Source organism: Duganella sp. FT27W, from assembly GCF_009295655.1.
In the GTDB taxonomy this organism is placed as follows: domain Bacteria; phylum Pseudomonadota; class Gammaproteobacteria; order Burkholderiales; family Burkholderiaceae_D; genus Rugamonas; species Rugamonas zoogloeoides.
Window position 1 is genome coordinate 869,812 of record NZ_WHIV01000001.1, and the last position, 18,900, is coordinate 888,711.

17 protein-coding genes and 1 pseudogene are annotated in these 18,900 nt (G+C 64.2%); 7 read left to right on the forward strand and 11 right to left on the reverse strand.

Features of this window, described 5'->3' with window-relative positions; translation table 11 throughout:
- Positions 1-21 precede the first annotated feature (21 nt).
- Positions 22-1,029: an aldo/keto reductase gene (locus tag F8197_RS03745; protein WP_152880057.1), complete on the reverse strand. Its 1,008-nt coding sequence runs from the start codon at positions 1,027-1,029 to the stop codon at positions 22-24.
- A gap of 206 nt (positions 1,030-1,235) precedes the next feature.
- Between F8197_RS03745 and F8197_RS03750 the strand changes: the two genes are divergently transcribed.
- A complete protein-coding gene (locus tag F8197_RS03750; RefSeq protein WP_227012048.1) occupies positions 1,236-2,849 on the forward strand; it encodes a mechanosensitive ion channel family protein in 1,614 nt (537 codons plus the stop codon).
- Here F8197_RS03750 and F8197_RS03755 read toward each other — a convergent pair whose 3' ends face one another.
- Positions 2,850-3,272 (reverse strand): DUF4019 domain-containing protein, encoded by a 423-nt coding sequence (locus tag F8197_RS03755; RefSeq protein ID WP_152880059.1) that lies wholly within the window; start codon positions 3,270-3,272, stop codon positions 2,850-2,852.
- A gap of 72 nt (positions 3,273-3,344) precedes the next feature.
- Positions 3,345-5,552 carry an ATP-binding protein gene (locus F8197_RS03760; protein WP_152880061.1) on the reverse strand — a complete coding sequence of 736 codons (2,208 nt, stop codon included), beginning with the start codon at positions 5,550-5,552 and terminating at the stop codon, positions 3,345-3,347.
- Between the two features lie 185 nt (positions 5,553-5,737).
- Between F8197_RS03760 and lldD the strand changes: the two genes are divergently transcribed.
- Together lldD and F8197_RS03770 are read left to right on the forward strand one after the other, a co-directional pair.
- Entirely contained in the window at positions 5,738-6,868 is a 1,131-nt protein-coding gene (gene lldD, locus F8197_RS03765; RefSeq protein WP_152880063.1) for an FMN-dependent L-lactate dehydrogenase LldD, read from the forward strand.
- 25 nt (positions 6,869-6,893) lie between these two features.
- On the forward strand, positions 6,894-7,742 hold the full coding sequence (locus tag F8197_RS03770) for a MipA/OmpV family protein (RefSeq protein WP_152880065.1): 849 nt from the start codon (positions 6,894-6,896) through the stop codon (positions 7,740-7,742).
- Between the two features lie 22 nt (positions 7,743-7,764).
- On the opposite strand, the gene F8197_RS03775 is transcribed toward F8197_RS03770, so the two are convergent.
- Positions 7,765-9,063 carry an MFS family transporter gene (locus tag F8197_RS03775; RefSeq protein WP_152880067.1) on the reverse strand — a complete coding sequence of 433 codons (1,299 nt, stop codon included), beginning with the start codon at positions 9,061-9,063 and terminating at the stop codon, positions 7,765-7,767.
- 209 nt (positions 9,064-9,272) lie between these two features.
- Here F8197_RS03775 and F8197_RS03780 point away from each other — a divergent pair, with 209 nt between their 5' ends.
- Positions 9,273-9,560, forward strand: a complete 288-nt coding sequence (locus F8197_RS03780; RefSeq protein WP_152880069.1) for a hypothetical protein — start codon at positions 9,273-9,275, stop codon at positions 9,558-9,560.
- 16 nt (positions 9,561-9,576) lie between these two features.
- Here F8197_RS03780 and F8197_RS03785 read toward each other — a convergent pair whose 3' ends face one another.
- The 4 genes from F8197_RS03785 to F8197_RS03795 form a co-directional block, all read right to left on the reverse strand.
- Entirely contained in the window at positions 9,577-11,451 is a 1,875-nt protein-coding gene (locus F8197_RS03785; RefSeq protein WP_227012112.1) for a TonB-dependent siderophore receptor, read from the reverse strand.
- Between the two features lie 9 nt (positions 11,452-11,460).
- On the reverse strand, positions 11,461-12,036 hold the full coding sequence (locus tag F8197_RS28805; RefSeq protein ID WP_227012049.1) for an STN domain-containing protein: 576 nt from the start codon (positions 12,034-12,036) through the stop codon (positions 11,461-11,463).
- 92 nt (positions 12,037-12,128) lie between these two features.
- Positions 12,129-13,100 carry a FecR domain-containing protein gene (locus tag F8197_RS03790; protein ID WP_152880071.1) on the reverse strand — a complete coding sequence of 324 codons (972 nt, stop codon included), beginning with the start codon at positions 13,098-13,100 and terminating at the stop codon, positions 12,129-12,131.
- The gene (locus F8197_RS03795) at positions 13,101-13,607 is read right to left on the reverse strand and encodes a sigma-70 family RNA polymerase sigma factor (RefSeq protein WP_152880073.1); all 507 of its coding nucleotides are present in this window, start codon (positions 13,605-13,607) and stop codon (positions 13,101-13,103) included.
- Between the two features lie 108 nt (positions 13,608-13,715).
- On the opposite strand from F8197_RS03795, the gene F8197_RS03800 reads away from it, so the two are divergent.
- Both F8197_RS03800 and F8197_RS03805 read left to right on the forward strand, forming a co-directional pair.
- Positions 13,716-15,179: a pilus assembly protein TadE gene (locus F8197_RS03800; protein ID WP_152880075.1), complete on the forward strand. Its 1,464-nt coding sequence runs from the start codon at positions 13,716-13,718 to the stop codon at positions 15,177-15,179.
- The gene (locus F8197_RS03805) at positions 15,176-15,751 is read left to right on the forward strand and encodes a TadE family protein (protein ID WP_373996779.1); all 576 of its coding nucleotides are present in this window, start codon (positions 15,176-15,178) and stop codon (positions 15,749-15,751) included. Before F8197_RS03800 ends, F8197_RS03805 begins: the two co-directional genes overlap by 4 nt.
- Positions 15,752-15,757: 6 nt before the next feature.
- Here F8197_RS03805 and F8197_RS03810 read toward each other — a convergent pair whose 3' ends face one another.
- Positions 15,758-16,756 (reverse strand): GlxA family transcriptional regulator, encoded by a 999-nt coding sequence (locus F8197_RS03810; RefSeq protein ID WP_152880077.1) that lies wholly within the window; start codon positions 16,754-16,756, stop codon positions 15,758-15,760.
- A gap of 125 nt (positions 16,757-16,881) precedes the next feature.
- Here F8197_RS03810 and F8197_RS03815 point away from each other — a divergent pair, with 125 nt between their 5' ends.
- A complete protein-coding gene (locus tag F8197_RS03815) occupies positions 16,882-17,988 on the forward strand; it encodes an S-(hydroxymethyl)glutathione dehydrogenase/class III alcohol dehydrogenase (protein ID WP_152880079.1) in 1,107 nt (368 codons plus the stop codon).
- Here the strand turns inward: F8197_RS03815 and F8197_RS03820 are convergent.
- Together F8197_RS03820 and F8197_RS03825 are read right to left on the reverse strand one after the other, a co-directional pair.
- Positions 17,985-18,131: pseudogene (locus F8197_RS03820) on the reverse strand (endoribonuclease L-PSP); the annotation flags it as partial. The gene F8197_RS03815 and the pseudogene F8197_RS03820 sit on opposite strands and share 4 nt — an antisense overlap.
- 11 nt (positions 18,132-18,142) lie before the next feature.
- Positions 18,143-18,841 carry a hypothetical protein gene (locus tag F8197_RS03825; RefSeq protein ID WP_152880082.1) on the reverse strand — a complete coding sequence of 233 codons (699 nt, stop codon included), beginning with the start codon at positions 18,839-18,841 and terminating at the stop codon, positions 18,143-18,145.
- Between the last annotated feature and the right edge of the window lie 59 nt (positions 18,842-18,900).

Here is an 18,900-nt window from a genome sequence, read left to right on the forward strand (position 1 = left end):
GCGCCGCTCTGGGGCGCTAGGTCACGCCACTGGCCGCACCGGCGTGCCCTCGGCCCACGCCACCGACAAGCGCGGCGCGGCAGTAGGATCCAGACTACTTACCGTATCAAGCCGGGCGATCTGCTCGGCCGTCAACACCAGCGCCACTGCGCCCAGGTTGTCCGCCAACTGTTGCAGCGAGCGTGGTCCCAGGATCGGCACCGCGCCATGGGTGCCGGCCCAGGCGATGGCCACCTGGCCCGGCGTGGCGCCCAGTTCTTCTGCGACCGCGACCACGGTATCGAGAATGCGGCTGCGCTGTGCCGAGTCTTCGGCCTGGAATACCTTGCCGCCCAGCGCCTCCGCGCGTCCCGTTTGTCCTTGCCGGTATTTGCCGGTCAACATGCCGCCGCCCAGCGGCGACCACGTGACCACGCCCAGTCCCAGCGCGTGCGCAGCGGGCAGCAGGTCCGCTTCGTGCTGGCGGTGGACCAGGCTGTGTTCGAACTGGGCGGCGGCGATCGGCACCGCGCGGGTCAGCTCGGCCATGGTGGCGGCGCGGGCCAGGCGCCAGGCCGGAAAATTCGACAGTCCCGCATACAGGATCTTGCCGGCGCGGGCCAGGTCGTCGAAGCCGCGCACCAGTTCGTCCAGCGGCGTGTTGGCGTCGGGGTGGTGGGCCCATAACAGGTCGATGCGGTCGGTGTTGAGGCGCTTCAGGCTCGCTTCCACCGACGCCACCATGGCCTTGCGGCTGTTGCCGGTGACCAGGCGGTTGGCATTCGGTACGGCGCCATTGGTGTACTTGGTAGCCAGCAGGAAATCCTCGCGCCGTCCTTGCAGCAGCGTGCCCAGCAGTTCTTCGGACTGGCCGAACTGGTAGATGTCGGCCGTGTCGATGAAATTACCGCCGGCTTCGGCATAGGCGTTGAAGACAGCGGCACTGGCGTCGGCATCGGCGCCATGGCCCCAACCGGTGCCGAAATTGGCCGTGCCGAGGGCGACCTGGGAAACCATCAAGCCGGTCGTGCCGAATGCGCTGTATTTCATCGTGCTCTCCAAAGTATGCGGTCAGGGATTTATATGATGATCGTCATCATATTGCTTGTCAATGGTTTTTATGATGATCGACATGAATATTTGAGGAATGGATTCTCGTCAACAGTGCGTGGTCGGGGCAGCCCGAATGCTAGACTTTGCAGCCTAACTCAACGTGCCAACGTGCTGTTGCGCCCCCACTCAGCAAAGAGGTTCATTTGCCCAAGCGATTCTTCCAATCTATCCTGCTGTGCCTGATGCTGGCGATGAGCATGCCCGCAGTCATGGCCGCCGCACCCAAGGCGCCAGCGCCGGCGGCGGAAACCCCTACCGACAACCTGGGACGCGAAACGCCGCGTTCGGCCGTGGCCGGCCTGATCGGCGCCTTGGCCGAGCTCGACTACGACCGGGCCGCACAGTATTTCGATGTGCCCGATCCGGCCAACAACCGCCAGCAACTGGCGGTCGCCACCCAGGCCCGCACCTTCCACGCCATGCTCGACGACAGCGGTTCGCTCAAGCCGTTTGCGACGCTGTCGAACCAGGAGACCGGCAAGCTCGACGATGAGCTCGATGCCGACAAGGAAGACATCGGTGAAGTCACCCTGCAAGAAAAGAAAATCCCGATCGTGATGACGCGCAGCGCCGACGGCGAGCCCAGGATCTGGCGCATCTCGAAAGAGACGCTGAGCCAGATCTCGGCGGCGGCCCGCCGCGTGCCGGTCCCGGCCGCCCCGGCGGAAAACGAGGTGCTCATCGGCGGGGCGCCGCTCAAGGACTGGGCCACGCTGCTGGGTCTGGGCGTGGCGATTTTCGGTGGCTTGTGGCTGCTCTCGGTGGTGCTGGTGGTCGGCACCCGCCGCTTGCTGTCCGATCCGGCAGCCAGCAGCCCGTTCCGCTTCTTCGAGGCAGCGTTGCCGCCGTTCAGCCTGCTCGTGGGCGTGTTCGTGTTCTACAACTGGGCTGATCAGTTGCCGGTGTCGATTGTGGCGCGCCAGACCTTGCTGCGCTACACCGGCATCGTTACAGCCATCGCGGTGGTGTGGTTCAGCCTGCGGCTGGTCGATGGCATCGCCGACCTGGCCATTACGCGCATGCAGCGCCACCAGCGCCGTCAAGTTGTTTCCGTGATTATCCTGGTGCGGCGCGCCGTAAAATTCCTGCTGCTGGCGTTTTCCGTCATCGCCATCCTCGACACCTTCGGCATCGATGTCACGACCGGTATCGCCGCGCTTGGTATCGGAGGTATCGCGCTGGCGCTGGGCGCCCAGAAGACCGTGGAAAACCTGGTGGGTAGCGTGACCCTGATCGCCGACCGGCCGCTGCAGGTGGGCGACTTCGTCAAGGTGGGCGACGTGGTGGGCACGGTCGAAGACGTGGGCATCCGTTCTACCCGCATCCGCACCGGCGAGCGCACCGTGGTGACGGTCCCCAACGGCGACCTGTCGGCGCGTCAGATCGAAAACTACGCCGACCGCGACCGCTTCCTGTTCAACCCGATCATCGCGATTGCCTACAGCACGCCGTCGGCCAAGCTGCGCGAGGCGATATCGATCGTGCAGCAGATCATTTCCGGTAATGTGAACATGGCCGAAGGCGGCCGCGCGCGGCTGGGCAATATCAGCGACCGCTCGTTCAATATTGAAGTTTTTTCCTACATCAACGTGAAGGAATTCGACACCCAGGTCATTATCCGCGAGGAGCTGCTGCTGACTATCTACGAGCAGCTCGAAGCGGCCGGCATCGAGTTGGCATTCCCGACCCAGACTGTGGTGTATCTGAGCAAGAACCCGGAAGAGGGCGACGACGCGCCGGTGCTGGTGCGCCCCTGATTACCGTTTGACGAAGTAACCCGATACACGCCACGTCCCGTCCGCGTCCAGCATCGGCGTCACGGTCTCGACCACGCCGGTCTTGTTGGTGTACTCGCTGGTGTAGCGGATCACCACGTACTCACCCTTGGGGGCGCCGGGCAGGCTTTGGGTGTAGTCGGCGGCGGCGACAGTACGGCTTTTCAGCGGGCCGAGCGGGCTGCGTACCGACTTCAGACCATTTTCCCACTGCGCCTTGGTGACAGCCTTCTTGAAGGCGCTGGCGCTTTCCTCCCAGTTCTTGTCGTACTGGCCGGCATCGGCTGAAGCCAGCCATTGCTCTGCCGCGCTTTTCGCTTTCGATACCGCGTCGGTATTGTCGGCGTGGACTGGCGCGCAGAGCAGGGCGGAAGCGACGATGAATAGCGGGGCCAGGTGACGCATGGAAAGTCCTTGTTGAAAAGTAAGTAATCAGCAAGCTTAGCATATCGGCATGGCGCAAAAATGCGCGCTTTGTCACCGTGGTGCGTGGCTGCTAACGGCAATATCCGCCAGCGTTTGCCCGAGCTCCTGCCGCAGCGCCGCCAGGTGCTGATCTATGGCCTCCGTTGCACCCGCGTCGGCCAGTTGTTCGACCAGGTGGCAGCGTTGCGACAGCGCGGCGGCGCCCAGGAAGGCGGCGGCGCCGCGCAGGCTGTGGGCCGCCAGCGCCACCGCTGCCGTATCGCCTTGCGCCAGGCCCTGCTCGATGATCTGCAACAGGCGTGGACCTTCGGCCTGGAACGCGGCGCGCAGGGCGCGCTGCAAGGTATCGTCGGCTGGCGCCAGGTCGGTCACGCCGAACATCGTGTCCAGTTCCCGCCGCCGGTCGGTTGCGGTTTGTGCGCCAGCCAGGGGCTTGCCCAAGGACAGTAACGTCGCCAGCTGGCGCGCGATTTCGGCGTGCAGGTCGGCCTCGTCCACCGGCTTGGCCAGGAAGCCGTTGGCGCCTGCCGCCAGGAAGTTCCGGCGTTCTTCCACCGTGGCGTTGGCTGTCAGCGCGATCACCGGCACCTGCGAATCGCGCACGCCGTCCATGCCGGCGCGCAGGCGCCTTAAAGCGGCAATGCCGTCCATGCGCGGCATGCGCCCGTCCATGATCACCAGGTCGTAATCGCGCGCGGCCAGTTGCTCCAGCGCTGCCACGCCGTCCTCGGCAATGGTGATCGCGTGGCCCATTTCGCCCAGCAGTTCGCGCAGGATGATCTGATTGGTGCTGCCGTCTTCGGCGCACAGTACCGCCAGGCGGGCGCCATGCGGCGTGCGTGGCGCGACGGCCGATTGCGGCGCCGGTGTGCCGGGGGCCAGCGGCAGGTAGACGCGGAACACGCTGCCCACGCCGGGCTCGCTGCCGGCTTCGATGCGACCGCCCATGGCGGCGGCGATATTCTTGCAGATCGCCAGGCCCAGGCCGGTGCCGCCGTACCTGCGGGCGGTGCCGGCGTCGGCTTGCGCGAATTTCTGGAACAGGCGGTCGAGGGCGTCGGCGGCAATGCCGATGCCGCTGTCGCGCACGCTGAGCACTATCCCTTCGCTATCGGCGGCGGCGCCCAGGCGCACCTCGCCGTGGTCGGTGAACTTGATGCCGTTGCCCACCAGGTTGACCACGATCTGGCGCACCCGCGTCGGGTCGCCGCGCCACCAGGCGGGCAAGCCGGGGTCGAGATCGGCGATCAGCGAAATGCCCTTGGCCTCGGCACGGTCGGCCAACAGGTCCACCACGTCGTGCAGCAGGGCCGGCAGGTCGAAGTCGAGCGTTTCGAGCGGCATCTTGCCCGCTTCCAGCCGCGAGAAATCAAGGATGTCATTGATGATTTGCAGCAGTACTTCGGCATTGCTGAGACCTACGCGCAGCTTGCCGACGGTGTCAGACGGCAGTCCCGCATCCTTCAGCGCCGAGCGCAGCATGCCGATCACACCGCCCAGCGGGGTGCGGATCTCGTGGCTGATCATGGCCAGGAAATCGCTTTTAAGCTGGTTCGAGACTTCGGCCGCCCGCTGCGCAGCCAGCGATTCGGCCTGGCGCACTTGCGAGGCCTGCAGGTCGGCTTCGCGCTGCTGCAGGGCGAGGATGTGGGCACGCTGGCGCGCCAATGCACCGTCGAGCCCGTGGAGCAGGTAGGTACAGGAAATGGTCAGCACGGCGGCGACCAGCAAGAAGTTAATTGTAAGCAGGATCCAGTGCGCCAGCGGGCTGATCACCAGAACGGCCACGCCGGTTTCGATGCCGCCGGCCACGCCGGCCACGAACAGGGTGGCGCTGCACCACAGCAAGGCGCAGATGGCTGCCCGGCTGCCGATCAGCACCGTGCACAGCACCGGCACCGCCAACAGGTAAATCTGCGACAGCGGGCCGATGGAAAACAGCACTGCCACCGCAATCAGGTAGGCGATCGCCAGCAGCGAGCCGGCGCGCCAGTGGTAGGACAGTCCACGCCGGAAATTGAGCACGGCCATGCCGGTGACGGCAACGATGTCGGCCACGACCAGCGTCCAGTGGCCCTGCCTGGCGCCGCCCCACATGCTGGGCAGCATGACCAGCAAACCGAGCCAGAAAGCAGCGCTGCACAGGCCGTCCAGCAGACGGGCGCGCCAGCCGTGCAGGTCAAGGTCGCCCTGGTCGAGCGCCGCCACGCGCCGTTGCAGGGCGTTGCGCAGGGCGCGTGCCGGAAAACTGTCTAACAAGGGGAACTCGCGTATTGAGGTGGTCAGCGGGGAATTCTACTACTTTTTACGCATGGAAATTAACAGCTGATAACCGGTAACACCATGAGTAATGCGCATCTTGGTGATTGATGCTGATTGCCAACGATTGCAAAAGAGTAGCAATGATACAATCGGGCAACCCCCGCCAACCCGTCTGCCAGCTCATGATCGTTTCATCCGCAACCGATTTCCGCGCCGTCGCGCAACGCAAGCTTCCTCCCTTCCTGTTCCATTACCTCGACGGCGGCGCCGGCGCCGAGCAGACCTTGCGCGCCAATGTCGATGACCTGCAACAGATCAACCTGCGCCAGCGCATCCTGCAAGGGTCGGAAGACCTGGACCTGACCACCGAGTGGTTCGGCAACACCTACGGCATGCCGATCGCGCTGGCGCCGGTGGGCCTGACCGGCATGTATGCGCGCCGGGGCGAGGTGCAGGCTGCGCGCGCAGCCAGTGCGCGCGGCATTCCGTTCATCCAGTCCACCGTCTCGGTGTGCCCGCTGGCCGAGGTGGCCAAGGCGATCGACAAGCCGCTGTGGTTCCAGCTCTATGTACTCAAGGACCGCGCCTTCATGCGCGACGTCTTGCAACGCGCCAAGGCGCTGGGCGCCACCACGCTGGTATTCACCGTCGATATGCCGGTCCCGGGCGCACGCTACCGCGATGCCCACAGCGGCATGAGCGGCCCCAACGCCGCACTGCGTCGCATGCTGCAGGCAGTCACGCACCCGGGCTGGGCCTGGGACGTGGGCCTGCACGGCCGCCCGCACGATCTGGGCAATATCTCGGCTTATCGTGGCCAGGTGACCGGACTGGCCGACTATATCGGCTGGCTGGGTAACAATTTCGATCCGGCTATCGGCTGGAGCGACTTACAGTGGATCCGCGACGAGTGGGACGGCCCGATGGTGATCAAGGGCATCCTGGAAGCGGACGATGCGCGCGCCGCGCTGTCGTTCGGTGCGGACGGCATCGTGGTCTCGAATCACGGCGGCCGCCAGCTCGACGGCGCGCTGTCCACCGCGCGCGCGCTGCCGGCGATTGCCGAGGCAGTTAAAGGCCAGATGACCATCTTTGCCGACGGCGGCGCCCGTACCGGCACCGACATCTTCCGCCTGCTGGCGCTGGGAGCGGACGGGGTGCTGCTGGGCCGGGCGTTCGTGTATGCGCTGGCGGCGCAGGGCCAGGCTGGCGTGGACAAGCTGCTGGCCATCCTGGAAAAAGATATCCGGACCACCATGGTGCTCACGGGCGTAAAATCGGTGCGCGAGATTGGCCCGCACTTGTTGGCCTGAAACCGGGCCTGAACCTGGAGTATTAATGAAGGTACGTTTGTGGACCGTGGTGGTGATGTCTGCGGTGGCAGCCCCGGCCGTCGCCCAGCGGCTGGAACCAGTCCCGGTTCCAGCTTCAGCGCCGGACTTGCCGCTATGGGAAGTCGGCCTGTTCGGCGGCGCGGCCAGCACGCCGGCCTATCCGGGCGCCGATGACCGTTCGCAGCGGGCACTGGTGCTGCCGATGGTGATTTATCGCGGCAAGGTGCTGCGCGCCGACCGTTCCGGCATCGGTGCGCGGTTGCTCAACACCGACCGGGTGGAACTCGACGTCGGCTTCGCCTTGTCGCTGCCGGCCAAGTCGGACGACGTGGGCGCGCGCGCCGGCATGCCCGACCTCAATTCGTTACTGGAATTCGGCCCACGCCTGAAAGTGCGCCTGGCCGAGACCCAGATGTCGCGCCTGCGGCTGGAGTTGCCGCTGCGGGTGCCGCTGGAACTGGGCAATGGCTTCAAACGCCAGGGCCTGGTGTTCGAGCCGCGCCTGGTGGCAGAGACCGGCGACCGCGGCGGCCTGTGGCAAGCCGACGCCAACCTCGGCATGGTCTTCGGTAACGCCCGCTTGAACCAGTACTTTTACGACGTGGCGCCGCAATACGCCACCGCCGAGCGACCCGCCTACCAGGCGGGCGCCGGCCTGATGATGACCCGGCTGGGTGTGAGCCTGTCGCGCCGCGTATCACCCGACTGGCGCCTGTTCGGCTTTACCCGCTACGACAACCTGAGCCACGCGGCCAACCGCGACAGCCCCTTGCTGCGCAAGAACAGCGGCTGGTCGGCCGGTATCGGCTTTACGTGGACCATCCACCGGTCGGCGGCGCGGGCCTGGGAGTAAATCGCAGGCCCGGCGCTGCCGGTCAGTGATCGGTATGCAGGTACGACGGCGTCTTCGGCAACCTGGTACTGAAGATAAAGGCAACCACCATCATCACGGTGACGTACACGAAGAACCAGTTTTCGTGGCCCAGGTTCTTGAAGGTCAGGCCCACGAATTCGGCCGAGCCGCCGAAGATGGCGTTGGCGATCGCGTACGAGAAGCCCACGCCCAGCGCGCGCACTTCTGGCGGGAACATTTCCGCTTTCACCAGGCCGCCGATCGACGTGTACAGGCTGACGATGGCCAGGGCCAGCGTGATCAGCAGGAACGCCAGCACCGGGCTGTCGTTACCGCGCAGCATGGCCAGGATCGGGAAGGTGGCGATCGCGCCCAGCGCGCCGAACAGCATCATCGAGTTGCGGCGGCCGATGCGGTCGGCCAGCATGCCGAACAGCGGCTGCATGCACATGTAGAGGAACAGCGCGCCGGTCATGACGATACTGGCGGTCTTGGCCGGCATGCCGGCGCTGTTGACCAGGTATTTTTGCATGTACGTGGTGAAGGTGTAGAAGATCAGCGAGCCGCCGGCCGTGTAGCCGATCACGGTAATAAAAGCGGCGCGGTGGTGCTTGAAGATGTAGGCCAGGGTGCCGGCTTCCTTGTTGTTCATGTCGGCGGCCTTGCTGGTTTCGTGCAGGGTGCGGCGCAGCAGCAGCGACACCACGGCGGCAATCGCGCCGATCACGAACGGAATGCGCCAGCCCCAGGCTTTCAGTTCGGCTTCGGTCAGGAACACTTCCAGGATCACCACGGTCAACACGGCCAGCAACTGGCCGCCGATCAGGGTCACGTACTGGAACGACGAGAAGAAGCCGCGCTGGCCGCGCAGCGCCACTTCGCTCATATAGGTGGCGGTGGTGCCGTACTCGCCGCCCACCGACAGGCCCTGGAACATGCGCACGATCAGCAGCAGGATCGGCGCCGCGACGCCAATGGTGGCGTAGGTCGGCAACACGGCAATCGCCAGCGAGCCGCCGCACATCATCATCACCGAGATCATCATCGATTTCTTGCGGCCCACGCGGTCGGCAATGCGGCCGAACAGCCAGCCGCCGATCGGACGCATCAGGAAGCCGACCGCGAACACGGCGGCGGACTTCAGGAACTCGGTGGTGGGGTTACCGCTGGGGAAAAACTGGCTGGCAAAATAAATCGAAGCAAACGAATAAACGTAAAAGTCGAACCATTCGACCAGGTTGCCGGAGGAGGCGCTAATGATGGCAAACACGCGTTTGCGTTTTTCCTCGGCGGTGTAATGGGGTTGTGTTGTGGCGGTCATGCTGCTCCCGTTGCTGTAAGTAGATATCACGTTCCTGAAGATGTTTCATTCATGAACAATGTTTCTGATTGTAAAGCATCTTCGACAACAAGGTGTGCCGCGTTGGTCAAGCCTGCTCTTTCAGACAGTGTGGCCAGGGTTAGTAAGCGCACGTTGAACGGGCTCCTGCGCGTGTATCTTTTAACAAAACCAACCGAAGGAGCATTGCCATGAATTTGGATAAGCCTGTCAACAAGCCCGTCGCCAACCCCGACCTGGTCACAGACCACGAGCCGACTTTTGTTGACAACCTGCCGCAGCGCGTCAAGCAACTGCTCGATCAAACCAGCTCCAGGCTGGCCCACAACGAACTGCGCGAGTGGGGCAAGCTGCTGCTGACGCAGGCGCCGGCCATCCAGGCCGGCATCGCCCGCCGGGTGGACAAGCGCACGGTCAAGAAGACCGCGATTGCGGCGGTGGCGCTGGGCGTGGGCTACTATCTGTTCAAGCGCCGCTAACACCACCGCCTGCTGATTACAGATCGAACTGCGCGGACAGCAGCAGGGTGCGCGCAGCGGCAGCCGTGCTCACCGTCAGCAGGGTGCTGCTCGACAGCCAGTAGTTCTTGTTGAACACGTTCTCCACGCTGGCGCGCAGCGCCACCGGTTTGCCCATGATCACGGTGTGGTAGCGGGCGCCCAGGTCCACCCGGGTCCACGACGGCAGTGCCAGCGTGTTGGCCACGTCATACGGCGTGGCCGACGTGTAGATCGCCCGCGCATTCACGCTCAGGCCGGTTGCGCCCGGCACATCCCAGTCGGCGCCCGCGTTGTAGGTGCGCTTGGGGACGCCGATTGCATCCTTGCCCTGGTTGACGGCGCTGGCCGAACGCTGCAGCGTGGCGTCGTAAAACGTTGCGCTGGCCATCAGGCGCAGGTCGCGCGCCGCTTCCCCCACGGCCGACAGTTCCAGGCCGCGATTGCGCTGGGTGCCATCCATGCTGTAGATATTGGTGGCCAGATCGGTAATTGCATTCGGGCGGTCGATCTGGAAGATCGATACGCCGGTGATCACCTGGTTGCGGTCCACTTTCACACCCAGTTCGTATTGCTTGGACTTGAACGGCGGGAAGATGTCGCCGCGATTGGCCGTGCCCACCGGCGCCTCGGAGCCGCGCGTCAGGCCCGAGGTGAAGTTGCCGTACACGGACACGTCAGCCAGCGGCCGCACTACCACGCCGGCAATCGGCGACACCGCGCTTTCGCTGTACGACGGCGTGACGGCGCCATTCGCGCCGATGTTGCCTGCTTGTACGATCTGCTTGCGCAGGCCGCCAGTGAGCATCACGCGGTCGTCGGCGAACGACACGGTGTCCGTCAGCGCAACGCTGGTCAGGCGGGTGCGCGACGTATCGGTCGGCGAACGGCGGTCGCCCGTCATCTGGTACACCGGTACCGGGTGATAAATATTCGAGTCGACGATGGCGCCGGCGGGCGCGGCCAGGTAGAAGCTGCCATTGACCTGTTGCAGGCGCGAAGCCGACAAACTCATCAGGTGCTTGACGCCGGCCGTTTCAAACCGCGCGCGGGCGCCCACTTCGCCGGTCTTGCTGCGCGAGGCGGCATCGTACCAGGCGCTGCTGACGCGGATATTGCCCTGCTCGTCCATGGCGTCGTTGGTGCGCGCCGAAGGGAAGTCCTGCTCGCTGGCGCCGTAGTGATAGCCGCCCGCCGCGTACACCATGATATTCGATGACAGGTCGTATTCGAGGCGCGTGGCCAGGGTGGAATCGCGGATGGTCAGATCGGCGCCTTTATAAATGGCGCGGTGGCCCGACGGGGCGGCCGGCAGGCGCGTGATGTTCGGACGGAAGCCGGTCTGGGCGCGGAAATTGTCGGTGTCTTCGCGCTGGGCAAAGGCATCCACCGACCAGCGCAGCGTGGCCGAGCGGTAGTCGAGCGCCAGCGCCGCCGTGCCGAATTCCTGCTTGCCTTCGTCGATATTGGTGTCGCCTTTGCGGTACAGACCGTTAAAGCGCAGGCCCCAGGCGTTGTCGGTGCCGAAGCGGCGGCCCACGTCGAGCTGGCCGCCGAACAGCGCCTTGCTCTCGTAGGTGGTGGTCAAACGCGTGATCGGCTGATCCCTGGCGCGCTTGGTCACCACGTTGATGTTGCCGCCGATGCTGCCGCTCGGGCTGATGCCGTACATCAGCGTGCCCGGTCCCTTCAATACTTCCACCCGCTCCATGAAGGCGGTGGGCATGCGGTTCGAGGAGGTCAGTCCATACAGGCCGTTCAGGCCCACGTCGCCGCTGGTGACGTTGAAACCGCGGATCTGGAAGTCTTCCGAAAAGCCGCCGGTGGAGGTCATGGTGCGCACCGAGGCTTCGTTGACCACCACGTCGGCCAGCGTGCGCGCCTACTGGTCTTCGAGGATTTGCGCGGTGTAGTTGGTGGTGCTGAACGGCGTGTCCATCACGTCCGCAAAGCCCAGCACGCCGAGGCCGCCGGCGCGCGCCACGCGGCCGCCTGCCAGCGTGTTGTCACCCTTGGCGCCGGTGATGATCACGCGGCCCACGCCCGGCGTTTCCGCCTCGCTGGTCACCACCACTTCCGGCAGCGCACTTGCCTGCACGGGAATGGCCTTGCGCAAGGCATAGCCGCCGTCGGGTTGCGCTACCGCTTCCAGGCCGCTGCCGGCGAGCAAAGCAGCCAGCGCTTCCTGGCGCGTGTAATCGCCGTTGATGCCGCTACTGGTTTTGCCGGCGGTGAGCTTGCCGTCGATGGCAAGCAGGATGCCGGTGCTGCTGGCAAAGCGGTTGAGGGCGCCATCGAGGGTGCCGGCGGCGATTTCAACGTGGCGGCGGGCGTCGGTCGGTGCGGCCGACTGGGCCAGCGACCAGCCGGCATTAAGTGCCAGGCCGGCCAGCAAAACGGCTTGCGCCATGCGGCGGCGGCGGAACGGCAGGGTTGCAGGCGAGATCGAATACGACATGGGCGGTGTTTCCTTTTCAGTTCAAATCAGGGAGTGATATTGGTATCCCGAACGAAAAGCAAAAAGCGCTACTCAATATGCAAAATATTTTTTCAGCGCGGCTGTATCTGCACCCAGTAACGGGTCAGATAGCTGACCCGCAGCGGCAGCGCGCGGGCCAGCGCGGCCAGCACCTTGTCGGTATCGGCCAGCGGATAAATGCCCGACACCCGTTCGCCGGCCAGCGCCGCATCGCAGTGGATCACGCCACGGCGGTAGCGCGCCAGCTCGGCCAAAAAATCGGGCAACGGCATTTGTTCTGCTTCCAGCACGCCGCGCACCCAGGCCGGACCGTCGGCCGCCAGCGCGTAGACCGGCGCGGCATTGTTGGCGTCGAAGCGGGCGGCGTTGCCGGCGGCCAGGCGGCGCGCCGGCGCTGTGGCGCGGCGCGGCTGCACTTCCACCGCGCCCTCGTACACCGCCACTTCGGTGCGTTGATCGTGCTGGTACACCGAAAACCGCGTGCCCAGCGCGCGCGCCGCGCCGTGCACCGTGTGGACCACGAACGGGCGGTAAGGCGCGCCATGGTCCTTGCCGGTGGCGATCATGATTTCGCCGCGATGCAAATCGATGCGGCGCTGGCCGGCGGTAAACCGCACATCGAGCGCGGTGGCCGTGTTCATGACCAGGCGGGTGCCGTCGTCCAGCACCAGTTCGCGGCGCTCGCCGGTGGCGGTGGCATATTGGGCAGTGGCCGCCAGCCACGGTTCGGTATCGCGCACCAGGTGCATGGCCAGTCCGGTGCCACCGGCCAGCGCCAGGCCGCGCAGTACGGCGCGGCGGCTGCGCTGCTTGCTACCGGTTGCGGTGCGCAGCACCTGGCTGGCGGTAGCTGCGGGCACATGGCGCAGGCGCTGGTCCATCTGCTGCACGGCCAGCCATGCCTGTTCGTGGGCGCCCGACTGCTGGCGCCATGCTTGCAGGGCACGCTGCGCGTCGGCCGAGACCTCGCCCGACCACATGGTGACAAGCCAGTCCAGTGCCTGTTCATGCAGGTCGCCGGAGGTTTCGGGCAGCGGCTTCACTCAGGCGGCCATCACGGCAAAACACGCTTGCGCCGCTTGCAGCATGTATTTGCGCACCGAGCCGAGCGACACGCCCATGCGGTCGGCAATCGCCTGGTAAGTCAGGCCGTCGAACTGCGACAGCAAAAACGCCTCGCGCACGCGTACCGGCAGGCGGTCGAGGGCGGCGTCGATCTGGACCAGGGTTTGCAGCGCGATGGCGCGCTCTTCCACCGATGGCAAGTGCGCATCCGGCAGCAGCGCCAGCGCCTCCGTGTACGCGTATTCGAGGCGCCGGCGCCGGTGCAGGTCCACCACCAGATGCCTGGCAATGCGGGCCAGGTAGGCGCGCGATTGTTCCGCTTGCTCCGGCAGGCGGCCGGTATCGATCACCCGCACATAGGTGTCCTGAGCGATGTCGGCGGCGTCGAACGCATTGCCCAATTTGCCACGCAGCCAGCCCAGCAGCCAGCCATGGTTATGCCGGTACAAGTCGGAAATACGGGTGGATGCACTGCCTGCGGCCATGAGGAGGGAGCTGAATTCGAGCTTTGATTGAGAATTATTCTCATTATTGTACCAAAGCTCATTGAGTTGTCGCAATCCCGTATATTTCCCGTGATCTACAATTTCGCAATGGAAATATTTATCGCCTTTTCTCGTCGTCGCCAGGGCGGCGTTACCGCGCTCATGTTCATCATGATGGTGCTGGGCCTGCTGGTGTTCAGCGGCATGGCGCTCGACCTGGCGCTGGTGCAGTATCGCCGCCAGGAGCTCGATCTCGCCGCGCGCACGGTGGCGGTGGCCGCTGCCCAGCAGCTCAATGGCAAGGCCGGCGGCATCGACAATGCCTTGGCCAAGGGCGCGGAGGCGCTGGCCGACCTGCACTATCGCTATGGCTCGCGCACGCTGGCGTGGCGCGACGACATGCTGTTGTTCGGCGCCACGCCAACCGGCGGCTGGCAGAGCGCGGATGCGGCCAGGGCGGCGGCGGCGGGACTGCTGTTCGTGCGCGCCGATACCGGCCAGCTCGATGCGGCGGTCGGTTCGGTCACGCTGTTCATCATCAGGATGCTCCACTCTTCCATGCAATCGGTGGCAGTGGCCGCCACCGCCGTGGCGGGCCGCTCCGGCATCGACGTCATGCCGCTGGCGGTGTGTGCGATGTCCGGGGTGGCCGGTGCCAAGCGCGTCAATGCCGGTCCGCCGGCCACCGAGGAGCTGGTGGAATACGGCTTCCGGCGCGGCGTCGCCTACGATCTCATGCAACTCAATCCGGACGGCGTCGCTCCCGTCAGCTTCGTGATTCATCCCACGCTCGCAGCGGGGCAAGCCGGCGGCTCTGGCGTTGCCCCCGGACTGAGCGATGCCGTGGTGGGGCCGCACGTATGTACCGGCCAGCTGGGCATCATCACACTGCAGGGCGGCAAGGTGATGGTGGCGCAGCCGTTTCCGCTGGCAGCGTTGTATCGCCAGCTCAACTCGCGTTTCTCCCAGTACGAAAACAACCTGTGCACGGCCACGACAGCGGTGGTGGACCGTAACTCGCGGCCGTATCTGCGCGACGGCGGCGTGCCGTGGATGGCCGCCACGCCCAATGAGCAAGGCGCGCAGGTCACCACCACCGGCGGCAAGCGCCGCACCATTGCCGACCTGTCGCCAGCGCCCGCCGGCACCGATCCTAAAGCATACGGGCCGTTGTGGGCCTATGCCAGGGCGGTGCCGTTCAGCGAATGGAAGGAGGGCGTCGATGAACCGGCGGCCGGTTACGCGACCTTTGGCGCCGGCGACTGGGCCAGCCTGTACGCACCGGGCGCACCCGCAGCCAAGAACTATCCCGGCACCATCCCCTACCAAAGCACGAGCGGGACCAATTTCCAGGCGCCGCCGGTGACCCAAAAGGGCGTGACCAATCGCCGGGTGCTCAACGTGCCCTTGCTGGCCTGCCCGGTGGCGACCGGCGGCCCCGAGCCGGCCACCGTGCTGGCCATCGGCAAATTCCTGATGACGGTACCGGCCACGCCCACCGCGCTGTATGCGGAGTTTGGCGGCCTGGCGCCCGAGCATACCCTGGGCGGCCCGGTGGAGTTGTACCGGTGAGCGCCGTGCGCAGGGCGGGCGGCCTGGTGACGGCGGAGTTTTCGCTGGTGCTGGTGGTATTCCTGACCATCGCCTGCGGGGTGCTGGAAGTGGGACGCGCCATGTACCTGTACAACGCCTTGTACATGGTGACGCAGCGCGCGGCGATTGCCGCTGCCAGCGCCGATTTCTCCAACCCGCAAGCGATGGCGGCGGTGCGCCAGCGTGCGGTGCTGCGCACCGTGCCCGGCAACCTGATCATGGGCGCGCCGGTCGGCGATGCCCATGTGCGCATCGACTACATGTCGTTGTCTGGCGCAGGAACGGAGGTGATGCAGCCGATCGCCGCCGGCAACATGCCAGCGTGCCCGGTGAACAACCGCATCGCCTGCATGAAGGATCCCAACAGCGCCGCGTGCATCCGGCTGGTGCGGGTGCGGATCTGCGATCCCGCCGTCACCGCCGAGTGCGAGCTGACCGCCTATCGCGCCATGTTCCCGCTGGTGAAGCTGCCTCTGCAACTGCCGATGTCCACCACGATTACCCCTGCGGAGACCCTGGGAGCCGCGCCGGGTGACGGGCCTTGTCCGTAACGCGTTTCAGCCATCGACCCCTGTGGTAGCGAACCGCTCGCGGTACACGCGCGGCGTGATGCCGAGCTTTTTCATGAATACGCGCCGCATATGGGCTTCGTCCGTGAAGCAGGCGCGCGCCGCCACCGTCTTGAGCGGCAGCGCCAGGTCGGCCAGCAGTTGGGTGGCGCGCTCGAACCGGCATAGCTCGATGAACTCTTGCGTGCTCAGGCCCACCTCCTGCTGGAACACACGGGCGAAATGGCGCTCGCTCATCATCGCGCGCTGTGCCAGTTGTGCCACGGTGAGCTTCTCGTCCAGGTGCTCGAGGATCCAGTTTTGCAGTTCGCGGATGGTGGGGCGGGTGGTACGCTCGCTGAGCAGGTGGGCGCTGAACTGCGACTGTCCGCCCGGGCGTTTCAGATACACGACCATCTCGGTGGCCACTTCCAGCGCCAGATCGCGGCCATAGTCTTCCTCCACCAGCGCCAGCGCCAGGTCGATGCCGGCGGTGACGCCGGCCGACGTCCACACATTGCCGGAGCGCAGAAAGATCGCGTCGGCATCGACTTCGATGGCCGGGTACTCGGCTTGCAGCCGCTCGGCCACGCTCCAGTGGGTAGTGGCGCGCTTGCCATCGAGGACGCCGGCGGCGGCCAGGAAAAAGGCGCCCGAGCACAGCGCGGTCAACGCCTTGATGCGCGGCGCCACTGCCGCCACCCAGGCGATGATGGCGGCGCTGTCCACCAGCGCTTCCCGGATGTGGCGCGCGCCGACGATGATGGCGTTGTCTGGCAATGCCAGCGGATCGAGGGCCTTGGTGGCGTCGAGCGACATCAGGGTATCGGAACGTACCGGGCCGGCCTGGCACGAGGCGATGCGCACGTCGTAGCCGGGCGGGTGGCCGCGCCGCTGCAAATGCAGGTTGGCGTACTCGAAAACGGACATGGGGCCGACGGCTTCCATGGCCTTGAAGCCGGGGTAGACCACGATGTCGATGGTGATTGCTGCGGGTGTGACTGTCATGAAGCGCTGGTGTCAGGAGAAAATCCGGTCATTATTGCACCAAATCCTGCCATTCTCCGCGGCGCCGCCCCACGCGCAGGCTTGCGGGTGCCAGAATCGCGCATCTTCAAGCAAAGGGAAACACCATGAAAACCAAAGCAGCCGTAGCCTGGCGCGCAGGCGCGCCGCTCACCATCGAGGAAGTGGACCTGCAAGGCCCGCGCGCCGGCGAGGTGCTGATCGAACTGAAAGCCACCGGCATCTGCCATACCGACTACTACACGTTGTCCGGCGCCGACCCGGAAGGCATTTTCCCGGCGATTCTTGGCCACGAAGGCGCAGGCATCGTGGTCGATGTCGGCCCCGGCGTGACCACGCTGAAAAAAGACGACCACGTCATCCCGCTGTACACCCCTGAATGCCGCCAGTGCAAATTCTGCCTGTCGCGCAAGACCAACCTGTGCCAGGCCATCCGGTCCACGCAAGGCCGGGGCCTGATGCCTGATGCGACCAGCCGCTTCTCCCTGGACGGCAAGCCGCTGTTTCACTACATGGGTACCTCGACCTTCTCGAACTACATCGTGGTGCCGGAAATCGCACTGGCGAAAATCCGCGAAGACGCGCCGTTCGATAAAGTTTGCTACATCGGTTGCGGCGTCACCACCGGCGTGGGCGCCGTGGTGTTCTCGGCCAAGGTGGAAGCGGGCGCCAACGTGGTGGTGTTCGGCCTGGGCGGCATCGGCCTGAACGTGATCCAGGCGGCCAAGATGGTTGGCGCCGATAAAATCATCGGTGTCGATATCAACCCGAACCGCCAGGAAATGGCGCGCAAGTTCGGCATGACCCATTTCATCAACCCGAAAGACACGCCGAACGTGGTTGACCACATCGTGCAACTGACTGACGGCGGCGCCGATTACAGCTTCGAGTGCGTGGGCAACACGCAACTGATGCGCGAAGCGCTCGAGTGCACCCACAAGGGTTGGGGCCAGTCGTTCATCATCGGCGTGGCGGCGGCGGGCCAGGAAATCTCGACCCGGCCGTTCCAGCTGGTGACGGGCCGCGAGTGGAAAGGTTCCGCTTTTGGTGGCGCCCGTGGCCGTACCGACGTACCGAAGATCGTTGACTGGTACATGGACGGCAAGCTCAATATCGACGACCTGATCACGCACCGCCTGCCGCTCGAGCGTATCAACGAGGGCTTCGACTTGATGAAGTCCGGCGAGTCGATCCGCTCGGTCGTGCTGTATTAACTGGCGACGGGTAGCTTCGCGATCACCTTGATCTCGAACTGAAACCCGTACAACCACGTCACACCCACGCCCGTCAGGGTCGGGTGTGGCGCCTCGCCCCAGTACTCCGGTACCACCTGCCACACCTTCTCAAAATTCTCTTCCATACAAACGTTTATTCAATACACGAATCAATTGTATGTTGTCGAAAAAAATCAAACCACCTGTTGGATTTTTTGATCAGACGCTCCACCTCCAACCAATTCACAAAAGATTCTCCCAACTTATTTTTTCTGGAAAAATTATCATTCTCTTCCGAATAACCCACCTCGTATTGACAAAAACTTATTCCAGGCGCATCTGCTAACCACTGGCCACCAAACTGCTTTCCCGCATCTATATCAAAAGGAAAAACAAGAGGAGAATTTGCCGATACATAAAAACCACTTCTGAACCTGCACCTGGCCGAGTAGCTCTCAGATGGACTCATTGCACTATCAAAGTTTGAAAAAATAAGGTTCTGCTCATCTGTCGTTCGATATTTGACAAAAGCCAGATAATTCTTTCCGGGAGAAAATAAACCAACTCTTGATGGCATAAAAAAATTAAAATTATCGGAACCACCCTTGAATGACTGAATGACTTTTGCACCATACAGAAACCCGCAAGCAGGCTTTTCCTTTAAAGCTTCATCCAAAACAGGAGAAATTGAGGTAACCTGTATTTTCGCCACAATCGATGATTTCGTCACAGCCTGCCTCAGTGTGGACAGGCCGGATACTAAATGGATCTGTATCAAATCTTCAGCATGAGATTGAAAAGACAGAAACAAAAACGCGGCCAGATAAAGACTCTTGGCGCTGACCCTTACCATTTCTTTCCCCCATCAATTTAGTTAGTCGCATTTGTGTCGAACTTTATTGTTCGACTACG

Bases quoted from the DNA above. Each gene is read 5' to 3' on its own strand.
- F8197_RS03745 (WP_152880057.1), bottom strand. From the start codon at position 1,029: ATGAAATACAGCGCATTCGGCACGACCGGCTTGATGGTTTCCCAGGTC.
- F8197_RS03755 (WP_152880059.1), bottom strand. From the start codon at position 3,272: ATGCGTCACCTGGCCCCGCTATTCATCGTCGCTTCCGCCCTGCTCTGC.
- lldD (WP_152880063.1), top strand. From the start codon at position 5,738: ATGATCGTTTCATCCGCAACCGATTTCCGCGCCGTCGCGCAACGCAAG.
- F8197_RS03770 (WP_152880065.1), top strand. From the start codon at position 6,894: ATGAAGGTACGTTTGTGGACCGTGGTGGTGATGTCTGCGGTGGCAGCC.
- F8197_RS03775 (WP_152880067.1), bottom strand. From the start codon at position 9,063: ATGACCGCCACAACACAACCCCATTACACCGCCGAGGAAAAACGCAAA.
- F8197_RS03780 (WP_152880069.1), top strand. From the start codon at position 9,273: ATGAATTTGGATAAGCCTGTCAACAAGCCCGTCGCCAACCCCGACCTG.
- F8197_RS28805 (WP_227012049.1), bottom strand. From the start codon at position 12,036: ATGTCGTATTCGATCTCGCCTGCAACCCTGCCGTTCCGCCGCCGCCGC.
- F8197_RS03795 (WP_152880073.1), bottom strand. From the start codon at position 13,607: ATGGCCGCAGGCAGTGCATCCACCCGTATTTCCGACTTGTACCGGCAT.
- F8197_RS03800 (WP_152880075.1), top strand. From the start codon at position 13,716: ATGGAAATATTTATCGCCTTTTCTCGTCGTCGCCAGGGCGGCGTTACC.
- F8197_RS03810 (WP_152880077.1), bottom strand. From the start codon at position 16,756: ATGACAGTCACACCCGCAGCAATCACCATCGACATCGTGGTCTACCCC.
- F8197_RS03815 (WP_152880079.1), top strand. From the start codon at position 16,882: ATGAAAACCAAAGCAGCCGTAGCCTGGCGCGCAGGCGCGCCGCTCACC.
- F8197_RS03825 (WP_152880082.1), bottom strand. From the start codon at position 18,841: ATGGTAAGGGTCAGCGCCAAGAGTCTTTATCTGGCCGCGTTTTTGTTT.